This window comes from Cyanobium sp. NIVA-CYA 375 (assembly GCF_056108345.1).
Map to the genome: position 1 here is coordinate 1 of NZ_JBSYHW010000056.1, position 16,844 is coordinate 16,844.

19 protein-coding genes and 1 pseudogene are annotated in these 16,844 nt (G+C 67.2%); 14 read left to right on the forward strand and 6 right to left on the reverse strand.

Annotated elements, in window-relative coordinates; genetic code table 11:
- The first annotated feature begins 494 nt into the window (after positions 1-494).
- Positions 495-734 (forward strand): type II toxin-antitoxin system Phd/YefM family antitoxin, encoded by a 240-nt coding sequence (locus AC01FP_RS12690; RefSeq protein ID WP_474480689.1) that lies wholly within the window; start codon positions 495-497, stop codon positions 732-734.
- The gene (locus AC01FP_RS12695) at positions 731-1,183 is read left to right on the forward strand and encodes a type II toxin-antitoxin system VapC family toxin (RefSeq protein WP_474480690.1); all 453 of its coding nucleotides are present in this window, start codon (positions 731-733) and stop codon (positions 1,181-1,183) included. The genes AC01FP_RS12690 and AC01FP_RS12695 overlap by 4 nt, the downstream gene beginning before the upstream one ends.
- A 52-nt stretch (positions 1,184-1,235) precedes the next feature.
- Here the strand turns inward: AC01FP_RS12695 and AC01FP_RS12700 are convergent.
- The 3 genes and pseudogenes from AC01FP_RS12700 to AC01FP_RS12710 form a co-directional block, all read right to left on the reverse strand.
- A pseudogene (locus AC01FP_RS12700) lies at positions 1,236-1,379 on the reverse strand (HEPN domain-containing protein); the annotation flags it as partial.
- Between the two features lie 37 nt (positions 1,380-1,416).
- Positions 1,417-2,451 (reverse strand): hypothetical protein, encoded by a 1,035-nt coding sequence (locus AC01FP_RS12705; protein WP_474480691.1) that lies wholly within the window; start codon positions 2,449-2,451, stop codon positions 1,417-1,419.
- 9 nt (positions 2,452-2,460) lie between these two features.
- The gene (locus AC01FP_RS12710; protein ID WP_474480692.1) at positions 2,461-2,916 is read right to left on the reverse strand and encodes a hypothetical protein; all 456 of its coding nucleotides are present in this window, start codon (positions 2,914-2,916) and stop codon (positions 2,461-2,463) included.
- Between the two features lie 545 nt (positions 2,917-3,461).
- Here AC01FP_RS12710 and AC01FP_RS12715 point away from each other — a divergent pair.
- From AC01FP_RS12715 to AC01FP_RS12740, 6 genes are read left to right on the forward strand one after another with little or no spacing between them, the layout of a single operon-like run.
- On the forward strand, positions 3,462-3,758 hold the full coding sequence (locus tag AC01FP_RS12715; RefSeq protein ID WP_474480694.1) for a type II toxin-antitoxin system Phd/YefM family antitoxin: 297 nt from the start codon (positions 3,462-3,464) through the stop codon (positions 3,756-3,758).
- A 32-nt stretch (positions 3,759-3,790) separates the two neighbouring features.
- A complete protein-coding gene (locus AC01FP_RS12720) occupies positions 3,791-3,994 on the forward strand; it encodes an AbrB/MazE/SpoVT family DNA-binding domain-containing protein (protein ID WP_474480695.1) in 204 nt (67 codons plus the stop codon).
- A gap of 2 nt (positions 3,995-3,996) precedes the next feature.
- Positions 3,997-4,380: a PIN domain-containing protein gene (locus tag AC01FP_RS12725; protein WP_474480715.1), complete on the forward strand. Its 384-nt coding sequence runs from the start codon at positions 3,997-3,999 to the stop codon at positions 4,378-4,380.
- A gap of 12 nt (positions 4,381-4,392) precedes the next feature.
- Positions 4,393-4,863, forward strand: coding sequence for a type II toxin-antitoxin system VapC family toxin (locus AC01FP_RS12730; RefSeq protein WP_474480697.1), 471 nt, complete (start codon positions 4,393-4,395; stop codon positions 4,861-4,863).
- 37 nt (positions 4,864-4,900) lie between these two features.
- A complete protein-coding gene (locus AC01FP_RS12735) occupies positions 4,901-5,140 on the forward strand; it encodes a hypothetical protein (protein ID WP_474480698.1) in 240 nt (79 codons plus the stop codon).
- The gene (locus AC01FP_RS12740) at positions 5,137-5,583 is read left to right on the forward strand and encodes a TA system VapC family ribonuclease toxin (RefSeq protein WP_474480699.1); all 447 of its coding nucleotides are present in this window, start codon (positions 5,137-5,139) and stop codon (positions 5,581-5,583) included. Before AC01FP_RS12735 ends, AC01FP_RS12740 begins: the two co-directional genes overlap by 4 nt.
- Before the next feature lie 25 nt (positions 5,584-5,608).
- Here the strand turns inward: AC01FP_RS12740 and AC01FP_RS12745 are convergent, their stop codons facing one another.
- Positions 5,609-5,740, reverse strand: coding sequence for a hypothetical protein (locus tag AC01FP_RS12745; protein WP_474480700.1), 132 nt, complete (start codon positions 5,738-5,740; stop codon positions 5,609-5,611).
- A 234-nt stretch (positions 5,741-5,974) separates the two neighbouring features.
- On the opposite strand from AC01FP_RS12745, the gene speA reads away from it, so the two are divergent.
- Positions 5,975-7,927 carry a biosynthetic arginine decarboxylase gene (gene speA / locus AC01FP_RS12750; RefSeq protein WP_474480702.1) on the forward strand — a complete coding sequence of 651 codons (1,953 nt, stop codon included), beginning with the start codon at positions 5,975-5,977 and terminating at the stop codon, positions 7,925-7,927.
- Between the two features lie 4 nt (positions 7,928-7,931).
- Here the strand turns inward: speA and AC01FP_RS12755 are convergent, their stop codons facing one another.
- Complete coding sequence (locus AC01FP_RS12755; protein ID WP_474480704.1) at positions 7,932-8,579, reverse strand: SIMPL domain-containing protein; 648 nt, start codon at positions 8,577-8,579, stop codon at positions 7,932-7,934.
- A 93-nt stretch (positions 8,580-8,672) separates the two neighbouring features.
- Positions 8,673-11,315, reverse strand: a complete 2,643-nt coding sequence (alaS, locus tag AC01FP_RS12760; RefSeq protein WP_474480705.1) for an alanine--tRNA ligase — start codon at positions 11,313-11,315, stop codon at positions 8,673-8,675.
- Between the two features lie 377 nt (positions 11,316-11,692).
- Here alaS and AC01FP_RS12765 point away from each other — a divergent pair, with 377 nt between their 5' ends.
- The 5 genes from AC01FP_RS12765 to AC01FP_RS12785 form a co-directional block, all read left to right on the forward strand.
- Entirely contained in the window at positions 11,693-14,812 is a 3,120-nt protein-coding gene (locus AC01FP_RS12765; protein WP_474480707.1) for a DEAD/DEAH box helicase, read from the forward strand.
- A gap of 4 nt (positions 14,813-14,816) precedes the next feature.
- Complete coding sequence (locus AC01FP_RS12770) at positions 14,817-15,242, forward strand: nucleotidyltransferase substrate binding protein (protein ID WP_474480709.1); 426 nt, start codon at positions 14,817-14,819, stop codon at positions 15,240-15,242.
- Positions 15,239-15,547, forward strand: a complete 309-nt coding sequence (locus tag AC01FP_RS12775; protein ID WP_474480710.1) for a nucleotidyltransferase family protein — start codon at positions 15,239-15,241, stop codon at positions 15,545-15,547. Before AC01FP_RS12770 ends, AC01FP_RS12775 begins: the two co-directional genes overlap by 4 nt.
- Positions 15,544-16,428: an SWIM zinc finger family protein gene (locus tag AC01FP_RS12780; protein ID WP_474480711.1), complete on the forward strand. Its 885-nt coding sequence runs from the start codon at positions 15,544-15,546 to the stop codon at positions 16,426-16,428. Before AC01FP_RS12775 ends, AC01FP_RS12780 begins: the two co-directional genes overlap by 4 nt.
- The coding region (locus AC01FP_RS12785; RefSeq protein WP_474480712.1) for a tetratricopeptide repeat protein at positions 16,425-16,844 on the forward strand (420 nt) is incomplete at its 3' end. The genes AC01FP_RS12780 and AC01FP_RS12785, both read left to right, overlap by 4 nt.

The following is a 16,844-nucleotide window of genomic DNA, read 5'->3' on the forward strand; positions in this document are numbered from 1 at the left end:
GATGCGGCGGTAGGCCTCCTCCTCCGTGGAGGCAATTCCCCTGATCACAGACAGATTCGAGAAGGAGCGGATAATCGCCAGCAGCCCCAGATGGCTTTTCATGGCGCGATAGGCCAATGATTTGGCGGCTTCCAGACCCCGCAAGGCGGCCAATCCCTGTAGGGGAATAAGCAGCATAAAGCCCAGCATCACCGTCCTGGAGCACCGGCGCACCAGCTGGAGGCGAGCCTGATGCCGAACCGACTGGGGAGGAGGGCAGCTGGGCGATGCTGACGCCACCATCGGTGGCGGCGTAGACGTTGCCGTCGCTGGCGTAAACGCGACTCACACTGTTGGCCCCCAGGCCGTTGGCGGTGGTGTAGTTGGTGAAGCTGAGCCCGTCAGCCAGGGCGGCCGGGGTGGCGGCGAGGCCAGGGTTGCGGCGGCCGGAGCCGCACCACCGCTCCAGCTCTTGCGACCATTAAACTGGTTGGCAACTGGTTGATGAAATGGCCATGCGCAGCGTTGGCGCCTTCGAGGCCAAGACCCATCTGGCGGCTCTGCTTGATGCGGTGAGCGCCGGGGAGCAGATCACGATCACCCGCCATGGCCGTCCCGTTGCTCGGCTCGTGCCCCCTGCCGCCGAAGCTCCAACCAGCGTGATCGACACCATCACCCGCTTGCGTCAGTTCAGCCAGGGGCAGACCCTCGGCGGCCTCACCATCGCGGAGCTGCGTGATCAGGGCCGCCGATGAATCACCCGGAAGCGAGCGGCGCGGCGGAAATGGCGGCAGAGCTTGTGCTGGATGTGTCCCTCAGCTGCGCCTGGTGCTTTGCCGATGAGGCCAGCGAGCCGGCCTGGGCGATCCTGGAGCGGATGCAGGGCGGCCGGGCCCATGTGCCGGCCCTCTGGCTCTGGGAAACGGCCAATGTTCTGGTGCAGGCCGAGCGCCGTGGCCGCATCAGCCCAGCGGCGATCCGCACCTATCTCGGCCTGCTGGAGGGCCTGCCGATCAGCATGGACCAACCCAGTAGCGCCAGCGCCTGGCATGACACGCTGGCCCTGGCCCGCAGCCACCGCCTCACCAGCTACGACGCCGCCTATCTGGAACTGGCGCTGCGCCGCGGCCTGCCCCTGGCCAGCCGCGACCAGGCCCTGCAGGCGGCGGCCCGAGCCGAGGGCGTGCCCCTGCTGCCGAGCTGAGCACGCCGGCTGGAAGGTCCTCGGGTCGACACACGGTGGCCTGCTGGCCGTGCTGCAGGTGCAGGGCCTTCAGTGCCTTCTCCACCCCCTGATGGCAGGCGAAGCAGGCCCATTCGTGGTGACCGGCGGCGGCACTCACCCCTGCCAGTTCCAGATCGGCGCAGGGCTGGCGGAGCCAGTCGGCGGAGCGGTTCATCGGACCATTGTGGCCGCGGCTCAATTGTGGCCGCGGCTCAATCGCCGGCACTGTCCGGCTGTTCACTGGCCAGCGCCTCGAAGTAATCGGCGTCAGCGCCGCGTTTGCGGGAGCCACCGCGAGGGCCTGCGAAGGGTGAAGGCTTGCCTGGGGTGCTGGGCGGGGAGTGGAGCAGCGCTTGGTCGGTTGAACCCTGCTGCTGCCGCTCGTCGCTGTGTTGTTCCTGGAGATGGCGGTTCTGAAGCAGCAGCTGTTGTTGGTTCTGCTCCTGCTGAATCAGGCGGCGCACGTCCTGATTCTCGCGCCGCTCCTGCTGCCAGAGCAGGCCCGCCTCCAGCACTGCTTCCACGCCCTGGCGCCACTCCGCCCGCATCGACAGCGCACTGCCCTTGCGCTGGGCAGCGGCGGCAAAGGCCAGGGCCAAGCCCAACGACAACAGCACCACCCGCAGGCAGTCCTTACCCAGAGCGATGAGCTTGGCTGGATCCAACGCCTTGCCAGGCAAGGATCCCGAAGCCCCAGCCGCCTGGTCGCCACTGCTGGCCCTGGCCCGCTGCTCAACGGCCTGCAGCTGACTGAGCAGGCTGGTTTTGAGCACCGCCAGGCTCTGGCTCTGATCCACCGAGCCCAGGGGCGGGGCATGGATCGCCGCCAGATTGGCCTGTAATGCCGCGACGCTGTTGGCGCTGACCACGGCCTGGCGGAACTGGGCGATGCGCGCCAGCTCCTGGCGGGCGCCGCGAGATTCGGCGGCACCGGCCCAATCGAGGGCTCGCCAGGCCGCCAGACCCTGCAACGGAACCAGCAGCAGATAGGCCAGCGCCACCCAGCGGCATAGGCCCCCCACCAGTTGCCGTCGCTCCACCAGCCACTCGGCCTCCGGCAGCAGGGCCAGAAAGCCATTGGTGCAGAGCGCAGCGATGAACGCCAGCTGCCAGAAGGGATCGGCCAACCTCAGCGGAATCAGTGGCAAGGCCACCGCCAGGGCGAAGAACAACAGCAGCAGCGTGGCCACCGCCGCCAGCAGCGAGGCCAGCCGCCGGCGCTCCAGGGGAGAAAGGGCGAACTCCACCGGCAGGCCTCAAGCCTGTGGCTGGCCGGAACCCAGGGGCTGGCGCGACAGCTTGATCCGCTTCCTCAGCTTGCTGCTGAAGCCGAAGGCAGCGGCGGCGCCGAACAGCGGCAGGGGGCCGGGGACTGGTGGTGTGTAAAGAGTTGCCTGGGCCCATGTACGCTGGTTAGCATAGGAAATACTGCCTATTCCCACAGCAGAGGTTGAGCCTACCCATCTATAGTTTGAGATGCCAATTGTATTGTCTTGGTACCCGAAAAATGGACCCAAAGTACCATTAGCATTGAGCAAACCTAGCGAACTTCCCACTTGCCCTGCGAAGGATTGAGCCATTGTTGAATTGTTCCACCAAGGCATCACCCCTGGCGCCGGGGGCAGGGCGAATTTGCTGGCGTTGGCGTTGTAAGTCCCCGTAAAGGTGGTCACGTCGTACTGCACACCACCCACCGTCACCACAAGGGCCATCAGCCTCAGCCCGGGCTGAGGCTGATGGCCGCCAGGGCCGCAGCGGCGCCGAGGGCCAACTTGGGCAATGCATCTATAGAGACACGAAGCAGAGCCATTGCTGAGATCAGCATGATCAACAGCTGTATTGCAGCATGTTTCCCCCCCTGCAAGCTTTTGGCTCAATTGACCCAATGAATCGGGCCTAATTTCCTGAGCCGATTCGCTGACCACTCTCTGGACTGCGGCCGATTCAGTATCGATAGGCACGTTTTGACCGAAGGCAAGGTTTGAGGGGCTGCGGGCTGCAGACCCGGTCCGCTCCGTTTCCGAGACCTGGAATCGCGAAGCGCCCGCAGCCCTGGCCCGGGCCTGGTGGGCTTGCCGCAGACCATCAAGGGCGGCCCTGGATCCGCTCGCCCCGGCGATCGAGCACCTGCCCGACCCGTTCGATGGGCGCCAGCAGGGATGGGTGACGGCCAGCACGTGTTCAAGGCGCAGGGCCAGCCGCAGGATGGCGCGACGGAACGTCGCCCTACAGTTGGTCATCCAGATGGTCAACGGCCATGCTGCAGGTGACGGTGGCAGAGGCCAAGACCCAGCTCTCCAGCCTGCTGGATGCGGTGGAGGCCGGCCAGGCCATAGTGATTACACGCCGCGGCAAGCCCATCGCGGAGCTCGTGCCCCGCTGCAGCGTGCGTGATCTGCTGCCCCAGCTCGCAGCCCTGCGCGCCTCGCTGCCCGCACAGCCAGCCAGCGGCGTGGACACCATCCGGGCGTGCTGCGGAAGGTGGCCAGAAGATCCACCAGGGCGTCGAGGCGACGGGGTTCACATGCGCAGCCCATGCTGCAAAACAAATTAGGATCGATCAGCACTTCGTATGACGGATGCTCTATGGATGTCACCACCGTCTCCCCGAAATTTCAGGTTGTGATCCCCAGGCGGGTCCGCGAGCAGTTCGGCCTCAGCCCTGGCCAGACGCTGCAGGTGATCGTTTTGCCGGGACGCATTGAACTGGTGCCCACCACGTCTCCCGCTGAGCTGCTCGGTTTTCTGCAGGGCAGGAACACGTTTCAGCGCGAGGACGATCGCCTGTGAGCATGACCCGGGTGGTGGTGGACTCATCAGGCTGGATCGAGGTGTTCACCAATGGTGGGCACGCTGACCACTTCCTGGCCCTGATGGCCGATCCGTGCTCCCTGGTGGTGCCGGCGATCACCATCTATGAAGTTCACAAATGGGTCTTGCGTGAATACGGAGAAGCCAAGGCCATTCAGGCGGCCGCGGCGATGCAGTGCGGGCAGGTGGTGGTTCTCGACAGCCGGTTGGCCCTGGCTGCGGCCCAGCTCAGCCATGCGCTGCAGCTGCCGATGGCTGACAGCATCATCCTGGCCACGGCCAGGGATCAGCAGGCCAGGCTGCACACCATGGACAGCGATTTTCGCGGCATCGCCGACGTGGAGTGGCTGGAGTCGATTGCCTGAACGGCAAGACCTGTGCCCTCGCGCCATCCGGGCGTTGCGGGATGGGCCCGGCGCCTGATGCTCACCATCGACACCTGCGTGCTCCTGGCGGTGCTGACACCGGAAATGCACTCCCCCACCGCCGCGGCTTTTCTGGCCCAGGCCAGTGCACCACTGGCGATCAGCTCCTGGAGTGTCACCGAGCTCCATTCCGCCCACGGCCTCAAGGTGCGCACCAAGGCCCTGAGCCCCTCGCAGGCCGAGGCGGTGCTGCAGGGCTTTGAGCACGGCCTGGCGCCGGGACTGCTGGTCCTGGAACTGGAACCCCAGGACTTCCGCAATGCCAACGCCTGCCTGCGCGGCTGGACCACAAGCCTGCTGGCCGCTGATGCCCTGCACCTAGCCATCGCCAGCGGGCGTGGAGCCAGCCTCTGCAGCCTCGATGCCCCGTTCGTGGCGGCGGCCCACCAGTTGGGCCTGGACGCTCAGCTACTTGGAGCATAGATGCGCACTAAAATGCGCACACCGATGGCCCTAGAGCATGCGCACCACCCTGGAGCTGCCGGATCCGCTGTTCGCACGGCTGAAAGCCCGCGCGGCCAGCGAGCGCCTAACCCTCAAGCAGCTGCTGCGCAGCTATGTGGAGCAAGGGCTCAGCGCCGCACCCGAGCGGGCCGGGCTGAGCCGATCCGCGGCCACGCTGCCGCGTTTGGACGGGTCCCTGGCCATCAAGGACCACCAGCTCAGCAACGCCACGCTGTTCGAGCTGCTCGACCCATGAGCACCCCAGCCGACCTGCCGGATCTGAATGTCTGGTTGGCGTTGATCTGGCCCGAACATATCCATCACCAGCACGCCGTTCGGTACTGGGAACAGCAGGCCGCTGAACAGGTGCTGTTCTGCACGGTGACCGCTCTGGGGCTGGTGCGCCTGGTGTGCCAGCAGAAGCTGATGGGCACGGCTGTCAGGAACGCTGCAGAAGCGTCCGACCTGCTAAGCGCCCTTTGCCAGCAGCCTGGCGTCCAGATGGCCCAGCCGGACCATGACGGCTGGGAGGTGTTTCACCACCTGCTGCGTGGCGGGCTGCGTGGCGGTGAGATCCCGTCCCGCCTCTGCACCGATGCCCACCTGGCGGCCCTGGCGATCGCCAATGGCTGGCGCCTGGTGAGTTTCGATCGCGATTTCGAACGGTTTGCGGCCCTGGAGAGGCTGCCGCTGCCGTGACCAGCACCGATGGTGTCCCACCGCCTCAGCGGCCCGCCAGTCTGCCCAATCCCAGCTGCAGGGCTAGCTCCGGATCTCCCAGGCCCTTGATCATCAGCGCATGCTGCGGCTCACTCAGGACCGCATCAACAATCAGAAGCGTGCGGATCTCCTCCACCAGCGCGCGGGCCTGCTCCAGCTAGGCCCTCGAGGCCATCCTGCTCCCTGGCGACCATAAAGACCAACTGAAAATGGGCAGCAGGCCCAATCAATCTCTCCGTTGAACGATTGACCAGCGAGGAGAACATTCTGCCGGGAGGCGCACTTCTTCCGGGGAACGGCCCAGCGGCGATCCGGCCGTCCGAAACGAACATCTAGATTTTCCCCACTAAACCGCCGCCGCCCAGGCCCGATGGTGCTCGCCAATCCCACCGGCACCTGGACCGCCGCCGCCGGCGCCGCCCTCTACGGCCTCGATCGCTGGGGGGATCCCTACTTCTCCGTGAGCGATCGCGGCCACGTGATGGTGCAGCCCCGGGGCGACCGGGGCGGCTCCCTCGATCTGGTGGAGCTGGTGCAGGAGCTGCAGGGCCGCGACCTAAGCCTGCCCCTGCTGATTCGCTTCGACGACATCCTCGAAGACCGGCTCGAACGCCTGCACGGCGCCTTTGAGCGGGCCATCGCCCAGTACGGCTACGCCGGGCGCTACCAGGGGGTGTTTCCGGTGAAGTGCAACCAGCAGCGCCACGTGGTGGAGGAGCTGGTGAGCAGCGGCCGGCGCTGGCACTTCGGCCTGGAGGCCGGCAGCAAGGCGGAGCTACTTATTGCCCTGTCCCTGATCGACGACCCCGAGGCCCTGCTGATCTGCAACGGCTATAAGGATCAGCGCTACATGGAAACCGCAATTCTGGCCAGGCGCCTGGGGCGCCAACCGGTGGTGGTGATCGAGCAGGCCGATGAGGTGGAGCGGATCATCGCCGCCAGCCGCGAGCTGGGTGCGGCGCCCCTGATCGGCATCCGGGCCAAGCTCTCGGCCCGCAGCACTGGCCGCTGGGGCAGCTCGGTGGGGGAGCGGGCCAAATTTGGCTTGGGCATCCCCGAGCTGCTGGCCACGGTGGAGGCCCTAAGGGCCGCCGACCTGCTGGGCGAGCTGCGGCTGCTGCACTTCCACGTGGGCAGCCAGATCAACGACATCGCCGTGCTCAAGGACGCCCTGCAGGAGGCCGGCCAGATCTATGGGGAGCTCACCAAATTGGGGGCGCCCATGGGCTATCTGGATGTGGGCGGCGGCCTGGGCATCGACTACGACGGCAGCCGCACCGCCAGCGCCGCCTCCACCAACTACTCGCTGCAGAACTACGCCAACGACGTGGTGGCCACGGTGAAGGAGTGCTGCGAACCCCACGGCATCCCCGTGCCCACCCTGGTGAGCGAAAGCGGCCGGGCCCTGGCCAGCCATTTTTCTGTGCTGGTGTTCGACGTGCTCGGCGCCGGCAGCCTGCCCGGTGCCGTGCCCACCCCCCAAGAGGGCGAGGCCCTGATTCTGCGCAACCTGCGCGACACCTACACCGCCATCACAACGCCTGATGCCAGCGTGGAAGCCCTGCAGGAGGCCTGGAACGACGCCCTCAAGTTCAAGCACGACGCCCTGGCCGCCTTCCGCCTCGGCTACCTGAGCCTGCCCGAACGGGGCCTGGCCGAGCAGCTCACCTGGGCCTGCTGCCAGGCCATCGCCGAGCGGCTCAAAGGGCTGCCAGCGGCCACGGTGATCCCCGAGGAGCTACGGGCCCTGCCAGCAGCCCTGGCCTCCACCTATTACGCCAACCTCTCGGTGTTTCGCTCGGCCCCCGACACCTGGGCGATCGACCAGCTGTTTCCCGTGCTGCCGATCCACCGCCTCGACGAAAAACCAGAAGCCCTGGGCAGCTTCGCCGACCTCACCTGCGATTCCGACGGCAAAATCGCCCGCTTTATCGATCCGGCCGGGCACTCGGGGCGGGGCCAGGTCAAACCCCTGCTGGAGCTGCACAAGCTGCGTCCAGGGGAGCCCTACCTGATCGGCATGTTCCTCGGTGGCGCCTACCAGGAGGTGATGGGCAACCTGCACAACCTGTTTGGCAGCACCAACGCCGTGCACATCCGCCTCAAGGCCAGCGGCGGCTACCAGCTCGATCACGTGGTGCGCGGCGACACCAATGCCGAGGTGCTGGAGGTGATGGAGCACAACCCGGAGCTGCTGCTGGAGCGGCTGCGGGTGGCCAGCGAGGCGGCGATCGGCAAAGGCTCGCTGGGCATCAGCGACGCCCGCCGGCTGATGGCCCATCTGGAAACGAGCCTGCGCCAGACCACTTACTTGCAGGGCTGAGGGCTCAGCGAGCACAGAAGCGCACCTGCAGGCTGAGGCGCTCCATCGGCGCAGAGAGCTCGGCGGGATCAAAGGGTGGAACTGCGGCATCAGCCATCGCCGTCGCCCGCATGGCCACCGGCCTGCCGCCACCCTCCAGCAGCACTTCAAGGGGCTGCAGTCCCCGCAGGCCGATCGCTGCAGCCACGTCCTGGGCCTGCTGCAAGGCGTCCTGGTAGGCAGCGCCCAACAACTGCCGCCTGGCGGCCCGATCACCCGCCGCATCCGCTTCGGTGGTGACGGGCAACAGGCGTACCCCCGCCAGCCCACCCACCTGACGCACCAATGGCTGCAACTGGGCAGGGGCAAGCTGGCCAGACACCTGCAGCGAGGCCTGCACCGCCCCAGCTCTGTCACGGCTGGCCCGTCTCTGCCAGGTGGCAGGGGAGGTGACCTCCAGATCAACCACCTGGAGATTTTTCAACGTGGTGCGCACTGCGGCGAGGCGTTGCTGCAGGCTGGCCAGCGCCGCATCGGTACTGGCCTCCTCCGCTTCCAGGGCCAGAGAAAAGCGCAGACGCTGGGTAGGTCGCTTCAGCTCGGCGCTGCCCCGGGCCTCAACCAGGGTGCCCGAGCAAGCGAGTTGCACCTGGGACTGGCCTAACCCGGCCATGGGCACCAAGGGCAAAAGCAGCGGCAACAACCGGAGCAGATTCCAAGCCATAAAGCCTCGGTGTTAATGGCAACAGCTTGGCCGAAGCAAACTTCAACCCAGCTCCGCCACGAGCTGCGCCCGAGCCTGCTCCAGCGCCCCATCCAGCGCCGCGCCATCGCGCCCGCCCGCCTGGGCCAGGTTGGGCCGGCCGCCGCCGCCGCCGCCGCAGGCTTTCGCCACGCCGCCGATGAAGGCCCCGGCCTTGGGGCCGGCCGCAACCACCGCCGCCCCGAAGGCCGCCACCAGGATCACCTTGGCCAGATCGGTCGGATCGGGCAGGCCGCCCAGCACCACCGCTGCCCCGTCGCCCAGCTGGTCGGCCAGGCCCTGGGCGGCGCCCTGCAGGCCGGCCCCCTCGACGCCATCGAGGCGAGCCACCAGCAGCTGGAACTCCCCGAGCGCCTGGGCCTTGTGCACCAGGGCGCCGGCCTTGGCGGTCGCCAGCTCGCTGCGGGCCGCCGCCAGGGCTTTTTGCGCGGCCTTGAGCTCCTCGGCCAGGGCCGCCACCCGCTCCACGATCTCGCCGGGCTGGGCCTTGAAGCGCTCGGCCAGGGGTTTCACCACCGCCTCGCGCTCCTTCAGATAAGCCAGCACCGCCGGGCCGGCCACCGCCTCGATGCGGCGGATGCCGGCAGCCACGCCGCTCTCGCTGACGATCTTGAACAGGCCGATTTCAGCGGTGTTGGCCACGTGGGTGCCACCGCAGAGCTCCATCGACACGCCGGGCACATCCACCACCCGCACCACCTCGGCGTACTTCTCGCCGAACATCGCCACCGCACCCGCCGCCTTGGCCTGCTCGATCGCCATCTCTTGGACTTGGAGGGTGTGGGCATCGCTGATCCAGCCGTTGATCAGGGCCTCGATCTGCTCCAGCTCAGCCGGGGTTACAGCACGGGGGCAGTGGAAGTCGAAGCGCAGCCGATCAAAGGTCACCAGCGAGCCGGCCTGGCCGATGCCCGGATCCACCACCTGTTTAAGGGCTGCCTGCAGCAGGTGGGTAGCCGTGTGGTTTGCCTGGGCGCGGCGGCGGCAGGCCCGGTCCACCTGGGCATTCACCAGCTCGCCGATGGCCAGGCTGCCGCGCTCAATGTGGCCGCTGTGCACAAACACTGAGCGGTTGCGCGACACCGCCTCGATGCTCACGATCACGCCATCGCCTGAGAGCACACCCCGGTCGCCCACCTGGCCGCCGCCCTCGCCATAGAAGGGGGTGGAATCGAGCACCAGTTGCACGGCGTCGCCGGCGCCGGCGCGCTCGGCCGGCTCACCGTTCACCACCAGGGCCAGCACGCAGCTGGGGTGCTCCAGGGCCTCGTAGCCCTTGAAGGCCGTGGCCTCGGCAGCGGCCGCCATCTGCTCAATCGCCCCCTGCAGGGTGAGGTCGATGCTCACGGCCGCCGCCTTGGCCCGCTGGCGCTGGGCCTCCATCGCCGCCTCAAAACCGGCCAGGTCCACCGAGAGCCCGTGCTCCTCAGCGATCTCTTCGGTGAGCTCCAGGGGGAAGCCGTAGGTGTCGTAGAGCTCGAAGGCCTGCTCGCCGCTGATCTGGCTCGGCTTAGCCGCCAGCACCTCAGCCAGCAGCTTCTCGCCCCGCTCCAGGGTTTCCAGGAAGCGGGCCTCCTCGCGCTCCAGCTCGGCCAGGATCACCTCACGGCGCTCCAGCAGCTGGGGGTATGCCGCTGCCATCAACGTGATCGACGCTTCACCCATCGCCGCCAGGAAGGGCTTGTCGATGCCGAGGAGCCGGCCGTGGCGCACGACACGGCGCAGCAGGCGGCGCAGGATGTAGCCGCGGCCCAGATTGCTGGCGGTCACGCCATCGCAGATCAGCTGGGTGATGGCGCGGCTGTGATCGCCGATCACCTTGAGGCTCGTCTTGCCCTTGGCGTCGAGGCCGCGGTAGTCGACCCCCGCCAAACCCGCCGCCGTTTCGATCAACGGGTAGATCAGGTCGGTTTCGTAGTTGTTCGGCACGCCCTGCAGGATCTGGGCCATGCGCTCGAGGCCCAGGCCGGTGTCGATGCAGCGGGCTGCCAGCGGCGTGAGGGTTCCCTCCGCGTCGCGGTTGTACTGCATGAACACCAGGTTGTAGAACTCGATGAAGCGGCTGTCGTCCTCCAGGTCGATGCCGACGTCGCCCAGTTCAGGCTTGAAGTCGTAGTAGATCTCCGAGCAGGGGCCGCAGGGGCCGGTGGGACCTGATGCCCAGAAGTTGTCGGCCTCATCCATGCGGATGATGCGCTTGGGGTTCACGCCCACCCCGTCGCGCCAGATGGCTTCCGCTTCGTCGTCTTCGCGGAAGACGCTCACCACGAGATTCGCCGGCGAGAGGCCAAACACGCCGGTGCTCAGCTCCCAGGCCCAGGCGATCGCCTGCTCCTTGAAGTAGTCGCCGAAGGAGAAGTTGCCGAGCATCTCAAAAAACGTGTGGTGCCGCGCCGTGCGGCCCACGTTTTCGATGTCGTTGGTGCGGATGCACTTCTGGGAGCTGGTGGCCCGCGGCGCCGGCCGCTGCTGCTGGCCCAGAAACACCGGCTTAAAGGGCAGCATGCCGGCGATGGTGAGCAGCACCGTCGGGTCGTCCGGGATCAGCGAAGCGCTGGCCATGCGCTGGTGGCCCCGCTGCTCGTAGAAGTCGAGGAAGGCCTCCCGGATCTCGGCACCGCTGCGGGGCGTGGGAGCGGTAACCATGGCAAAGCAAAACAGGACCCGAAAGGGCATGATCGCCCAGCGTGTGTGCAGGGCATTTGCGCGCAACCATGGTGCAAGCGGTGCCAGAAGCGCCCGAGAGGGAGGCCCCCACGAGGGGCGATGATCAATTGGCCAAAGTCTTTTCCCCCTGCCCAAGCGACAGCCACCTCCAGGCCGGGTTGGTGGCTGCGGTGTGTGGAATTCGCAGCCTCGGTAGCCCCTAGAGCTGACATCGGGCCTGCCAACTGTGATGATGAGATTGATCCGCGGGTGGCTGCCGCTCTGGCTGCCGCTGATCGGCAGCGCCTTGGTGCTGCATTCAGCGCAGCGCCTGGCCCCACGCCTCCTGTCCGCCCGACGGCCGTAAGGCCGGGTTCATGAGCCTGCTGCACGCCACTTGGCTGTTTCCTCCCGAAGGTTCGGGCGGCCGCCTATTCCTGTGGGCCGACACCTGGAGGGTGGCGACCCCTGCCGTGCCCAAGCTGGAGGCCCCTGAGCACCCCCTGGCCCTCAACGAAGACGACCTAGCCACCTGGCTCGACGACAACGGGCTGTGGTCAGAGGCCCTGCGTCCAGCCCGGGCCACCCTGAGCCTGCCCAGCCGCAACCAGGCGGCCAAGGGCCGCCGCACCAGCGCCAGCAGCTGGAGCGGCCTGCCTTTGCAGGCCGGCGAACCGATTCCCAAGCAGCTCGAATGGTGGCCCTGGCAGGTGGAGGGCTGGGCCCTCGATGCGGCCAATGCGGGCGAATGGCTCAGCCAGGTGCCCCTGGCGGGTGAGCACCCGGAGATGGCCGATGAGCTGCGCTGGTGGAGCCACCTGCAGCGCTGGGCCCTGAGCCTGATCGCCCGCGGCCGCTGGCTGCCCCAGATCGCCGAGGGCAAGGCCCGCTGGCTGCCCCTGCTCAACCGCGAAGACGACCGCCGCCGCCTCGAAGACCTGGCCAGCGGCCTGCCCCAGGTAGCGACCTGCGCCCTGGCCGCCGGCCCCAGCGGCGACCCCTCCCTGGCCTGCCGCCGCCCCGGCAGCGGCCGCCTGCGGGTGGCCAGCCTGCTGGAAGCCCTGCTCGATGGCCAGCTGCGGGTGGGCTTCAGCCCCAGCGCAGGCGAGCTCGATCCCCTGCTGGCGGCCTGGCAGAAGGCCCTGGGCAAGGGCGATGGCAGCCTTGCCTTGGGCGAGGAGGAGCTGGAGCGGCTCAGCATCGCCACCCACCACTGGCGCGAAGGGGTGGCGGGCAAGGTGGAGCCAGCCCGCACCTGCCTGGAGCTGTTCACCCCCGCTGAGGGCGAGGAGCTGTGGGAGCTGCGCTTCGGGCTGCAGGCGGAAGCCGACCCGAGCCTGCGGGTGCCCGCCGCCGCCGTGTGGGCCGCCGGCGATCGGGGCCTGCAGATGGGCGAAGTGGCCGTGCCCCAACCGAGCGAGCTGCTGCTCGAAGGCATGGGCCGGGCCCTGACGGTGTTTGAACCGATTGTGCGGGGGCTGGATTCAGCCACCCCGGAAACGATGCAGCTGACGCCAGCCGAGGCGTTTGTGCTGGTGCGCACCGGCGCCCACCAGCTGCGCGATGTGGGCGTGGGCGTGGTGCTGCCGGCCAGCCTGGCAGGGGGCCTAGCCAGCCGCTTGGGCCTGTCGATCAAGGCCGAGCTGCCGGAGAAATCGCGCGGCTTCACCTTGGGCGAAACGCTCACCTGGGAATGGGAATTCATGATCGGCGGGGTCACCTTGACCCTGCGGGACCTGGATCGCCTGGAGGCCAAACGCAGCCCCCTGGTGCAGCACAAGGGGGCCTGGATCGAACTGCGGCCCCTCGATCTCAAGAACGCCAAGAAATTCAGCGGCGCCGATCCGGGCCTGAGCCTCGACGACGCCCTACGACTCACCGCCAGCGAAGGCGACACCTTCCACCGGCTACCGGTGCACCACTTCGACGCCGGCCCGCGGCTGCAGGCGGTGCTGGAGCAATACCACCAGCAGAAGGCCCCCGACCCCCTGCCGGCACCACCTGGCTTCTCGGGCCAGCTGCGGCCCTATCAGGAGCGGGGCCTGGGCTGGCTGGCCTTCCTGCACCGCTTCGACCAAGGCGCCTGCCTGGCCGACGACATGGGCCTGGGCAAAACGATCCAGCTGCTGGCCTTCCTGCAGCACCTCAAGGCCGAAGACGAACTCAAACGGCCGGTGCTGCTGGTAGCGCCCACCTCGGTGCTGACCAACTGGAAGCGGGAAGCCCACGGCTTCACCCCCGAGCTGGGCGTGTGGGAGCACTACGGCCCGCGCCGGCCCTCCAACCCCGAGGCCCTCAAAAAAGCCCTTAAGGGCGTGGATCTGGTGCTCACCAGCTACGGCCTGCTGCAGCGCGACAGCGAGCTGCTCGAGAGCATCGACTGGCAGGGGGTGGTGATCGACGAAGCCCAGGCGATCAAAAACCACACCGCTAAACAAAGCCAGGCGGCCCGGGACCTGGCCCGCCCTAGCCGCGGCGGCAAAGGGGGCAGCCGCTTCCGGATTGCCCTGACGGGCACGCCGGTGGAAAACCGGGTCAGCGAGCTGTGGGCGCTGATGGATTTCCTCAACCCCAAGGTGCTCGGCGATGAGCCCTTCTTCCGCCAGCGCTACCGGCTGCCGATCGAGCGCTACGGCGACATGTCGTCGCTGCGGGATCTCAAAAGCCGGGTGGGGCCCTTCATCCTGCGGCGCCTCAAAACCGACAAGTCGATCATTTCCGACCTGCCGGAGAAGGTGGAACTCAACGAATGGGTGGGCCTGGCTCCAGAGCAGAAGAAGCTCTACAACAAGACAGTCGACGAGAGCCTCGATGCCATCGCCCGGGCACCGCTGGGCCAGAAGCACGGCCAGGTGCTGGCCCTGCTCACCAAGCTCAAGCAGATCTGCAACCACCCGGCCCTGGCCCTGAAGGAAAACGCCGAGGCCGTGCTGGCCAGCGGCAACGGCAGCTTCAGCAGCCGCAGCGGCAAGTTGCAGCGGCTCGAAGAGATCCTCGAGGAGGTGATCGAGGCGGGCGACCGGGCGTTGCTGTTCACCCAGTTCGCCGAATGGGGGCTGCTGCTCAAGGCCCACCTGGAGCGCAAATGGCGCCAGGAGGTGCCATTCCTCTACGGCAGCACCAGCAAAACCGAGCGCCAGGCCATGGTCGATCGCTTCCAGGACGACCCCCGCGGCCCCCAGCTGTTTTTGCTGTCGCTCAAGGCCGGTGGTGTGGGCCTCAACCTCACCCGCGCCAGCCACGTGTTCCACATCGACCGCTGGTGGAACCCGGCCGTGGAAAACCAGGCCACAGACCGGGCCTATCGGATCGGCCAACAAAACCGGGTGCTGGTGCACAAGTTCATCACCAGCGGCTCAGTGGAAGAAAAGATCGACCGCATGATCAAGGAGAAGTCGAAGCTGGCCGCCGAGATCGTCGGCTCCGGTGAAGACTGGCTCGGCGGCTTTGATGTAGGCCAGCTCAAAGATCTAGTGGCCCTCAGCGAGGAGGATTGAGGCGATGGATGCCCAGAGCTCTGACATCCGCTGGAAACAGCGCTTCGACAACCTGCAGAGGGCCTACCGACGCCTGCGCTGGGCATTGGAAATCCACCAGCAGGATCCAAGCGACGAGCTAATCCGCATGGCCGTGATCAAGGCCTATGAATTCACCTTTGAGCTGAGCTGGAAAACCCTCAAAGATTTCCTCGCCTACAACGGCATTGACGCCAAGCTGCCCCGCGAAGTGCTTAAACAGGCCTTTGCGACGGGTCTGGTCAGTGATGGCCAACTCTGGATTGACATGCTGGAGGAGCGCAACCTGATGGCCCACACCTACGACGACACCAGAGCCCGCAAAGCCGTAGATCAGATCCAGAAGCGCTATTTCAGTGGTCTGCAGCAACTGCACGACCTACTGGCAACCAAACGGCAGGAGGCCCCATGAGTGCCCCTGCCGCCATCAACCACGGCATCCCCGAGCGCACCGTGGCCGAGATCCGCTCCTGTCTGCAGGAGCGCTTCCCCCAGATCCACTGGCTGAAGCTCTACGGCTCACGGGCCATGGGCAAGCATTGGGCGGGTTCAGACATCGATCTGGCCTACAGCGCCGACGCTGATTGCAGCGCGGCTCTGCGCGAGGCCCTCGACCAACTGCCCACCCCCTATCTCTTTGATGTGACGCACTGGGAATCGCTCCGCCACGCCCCCCTGCGCGAGCACATCGAACGCGTCGGCATCCCCTTCCCATGACCCTCACCCCGATCAACACCCAGCTCGGCGACCAGGGCCTGGCCCAGCAACCCTGGTGGGTGGAGCAGTGGATGGAGCTGATCAACTCCTACCGCTTCAAGAAGCGACTGGAGCGCGCCTGGGAATATGCCCGCAGCGGCAATGTCACCTCGATCCGCTTTGAGGGGCGGCGGGTGCATGCCCGGGTGCAGGGCACCGACGAGGAGCCCTACAAGGTGAAGCTCTGGCTCGACGTGCTCCACGACGACGACTGGAACTACGTGCTCGACGCCCTCACCCAGAAGGCGCGCTGGTCGGCCCAGCTGCTGGCCGGTGTGATGCCCCAGGACATCGAGCGCGCCTTCGCGGCCAGCGGCAAGCGCCTGTTTCCGTTCAAGTTGCAGGAGGTGCGCAGCGAATGCAGCTGCCCCGATAAGGCCAATCCCTGCAAGCACGTCAGCGCCGTTTATTACCTGATGGGCGATCGCTTCAGCGAAGACCCCTTCGTGCTGTTCCAGATGCGCGGCCGCACCCGGGCCCAGCTGCTGGCCGACCTGGCAAAGCGGCGGCGCCGGGCATTGGCCAGACAGGCGAGACAGGCTGCAGCCAACCAGGGCTCCCAACCGGTCGCCGCGGTGGCGCTGCAGCCGGTGCATCCAGCCATCAAGGACCCAAACCGCTGGTGGCGCTACGGCGCAGCCCTCGATTCGGATCTGGTCGTGATCACCCCAGCCCTGGAGGGCGACACCGGCCTCGATGCCGCCGGACCCCTGCCCCTGGCAGAAGAACCCCGCTTCCCCGAGGCCAACCAATCCTTCCTGGAGCACCTCAAGGCCCACGGCCAGCAGCTGGCGGCCCTAGCCATGGCCAAGGCCATGGGCCCAGCCAGCAGCGAATCATGAGCGCCACGCCGGCCAGCGACCGCCGCAACCGCCTGTTTCAGGAGGGGCAGAGCCTGCACCAGCGCGGCCGGCTGGAGGAAGCCCTGCGCCGCTATGAGCAGAGCCTGGAGGCCGACCCCGAGTTCGCCCCTGCCCGGATCTTCCGGGCCCTGATCCTGCAGACCAATGGCCAACCCGGCAAGGCCCTGGAGGAGGCGGAACGGGCCCTGGAGAGCATGGCCAGCCCGGATCCGGGTGTGCTGATCAACTACGGCGTGATCCAAAAGAACGCCGGCCAGCTGGATCGGGCTGCCGCCGCCTATGAGCGGGCCCTGGAGCTGGTGCCGGAGCTGCCCTCCGCCCAGGCCAACCTGGCCACGGTGTATCTGCTGCAGGGGAGGCTTGATGACGCCGAGCGGCAGTTTCTCGAGCTCAGC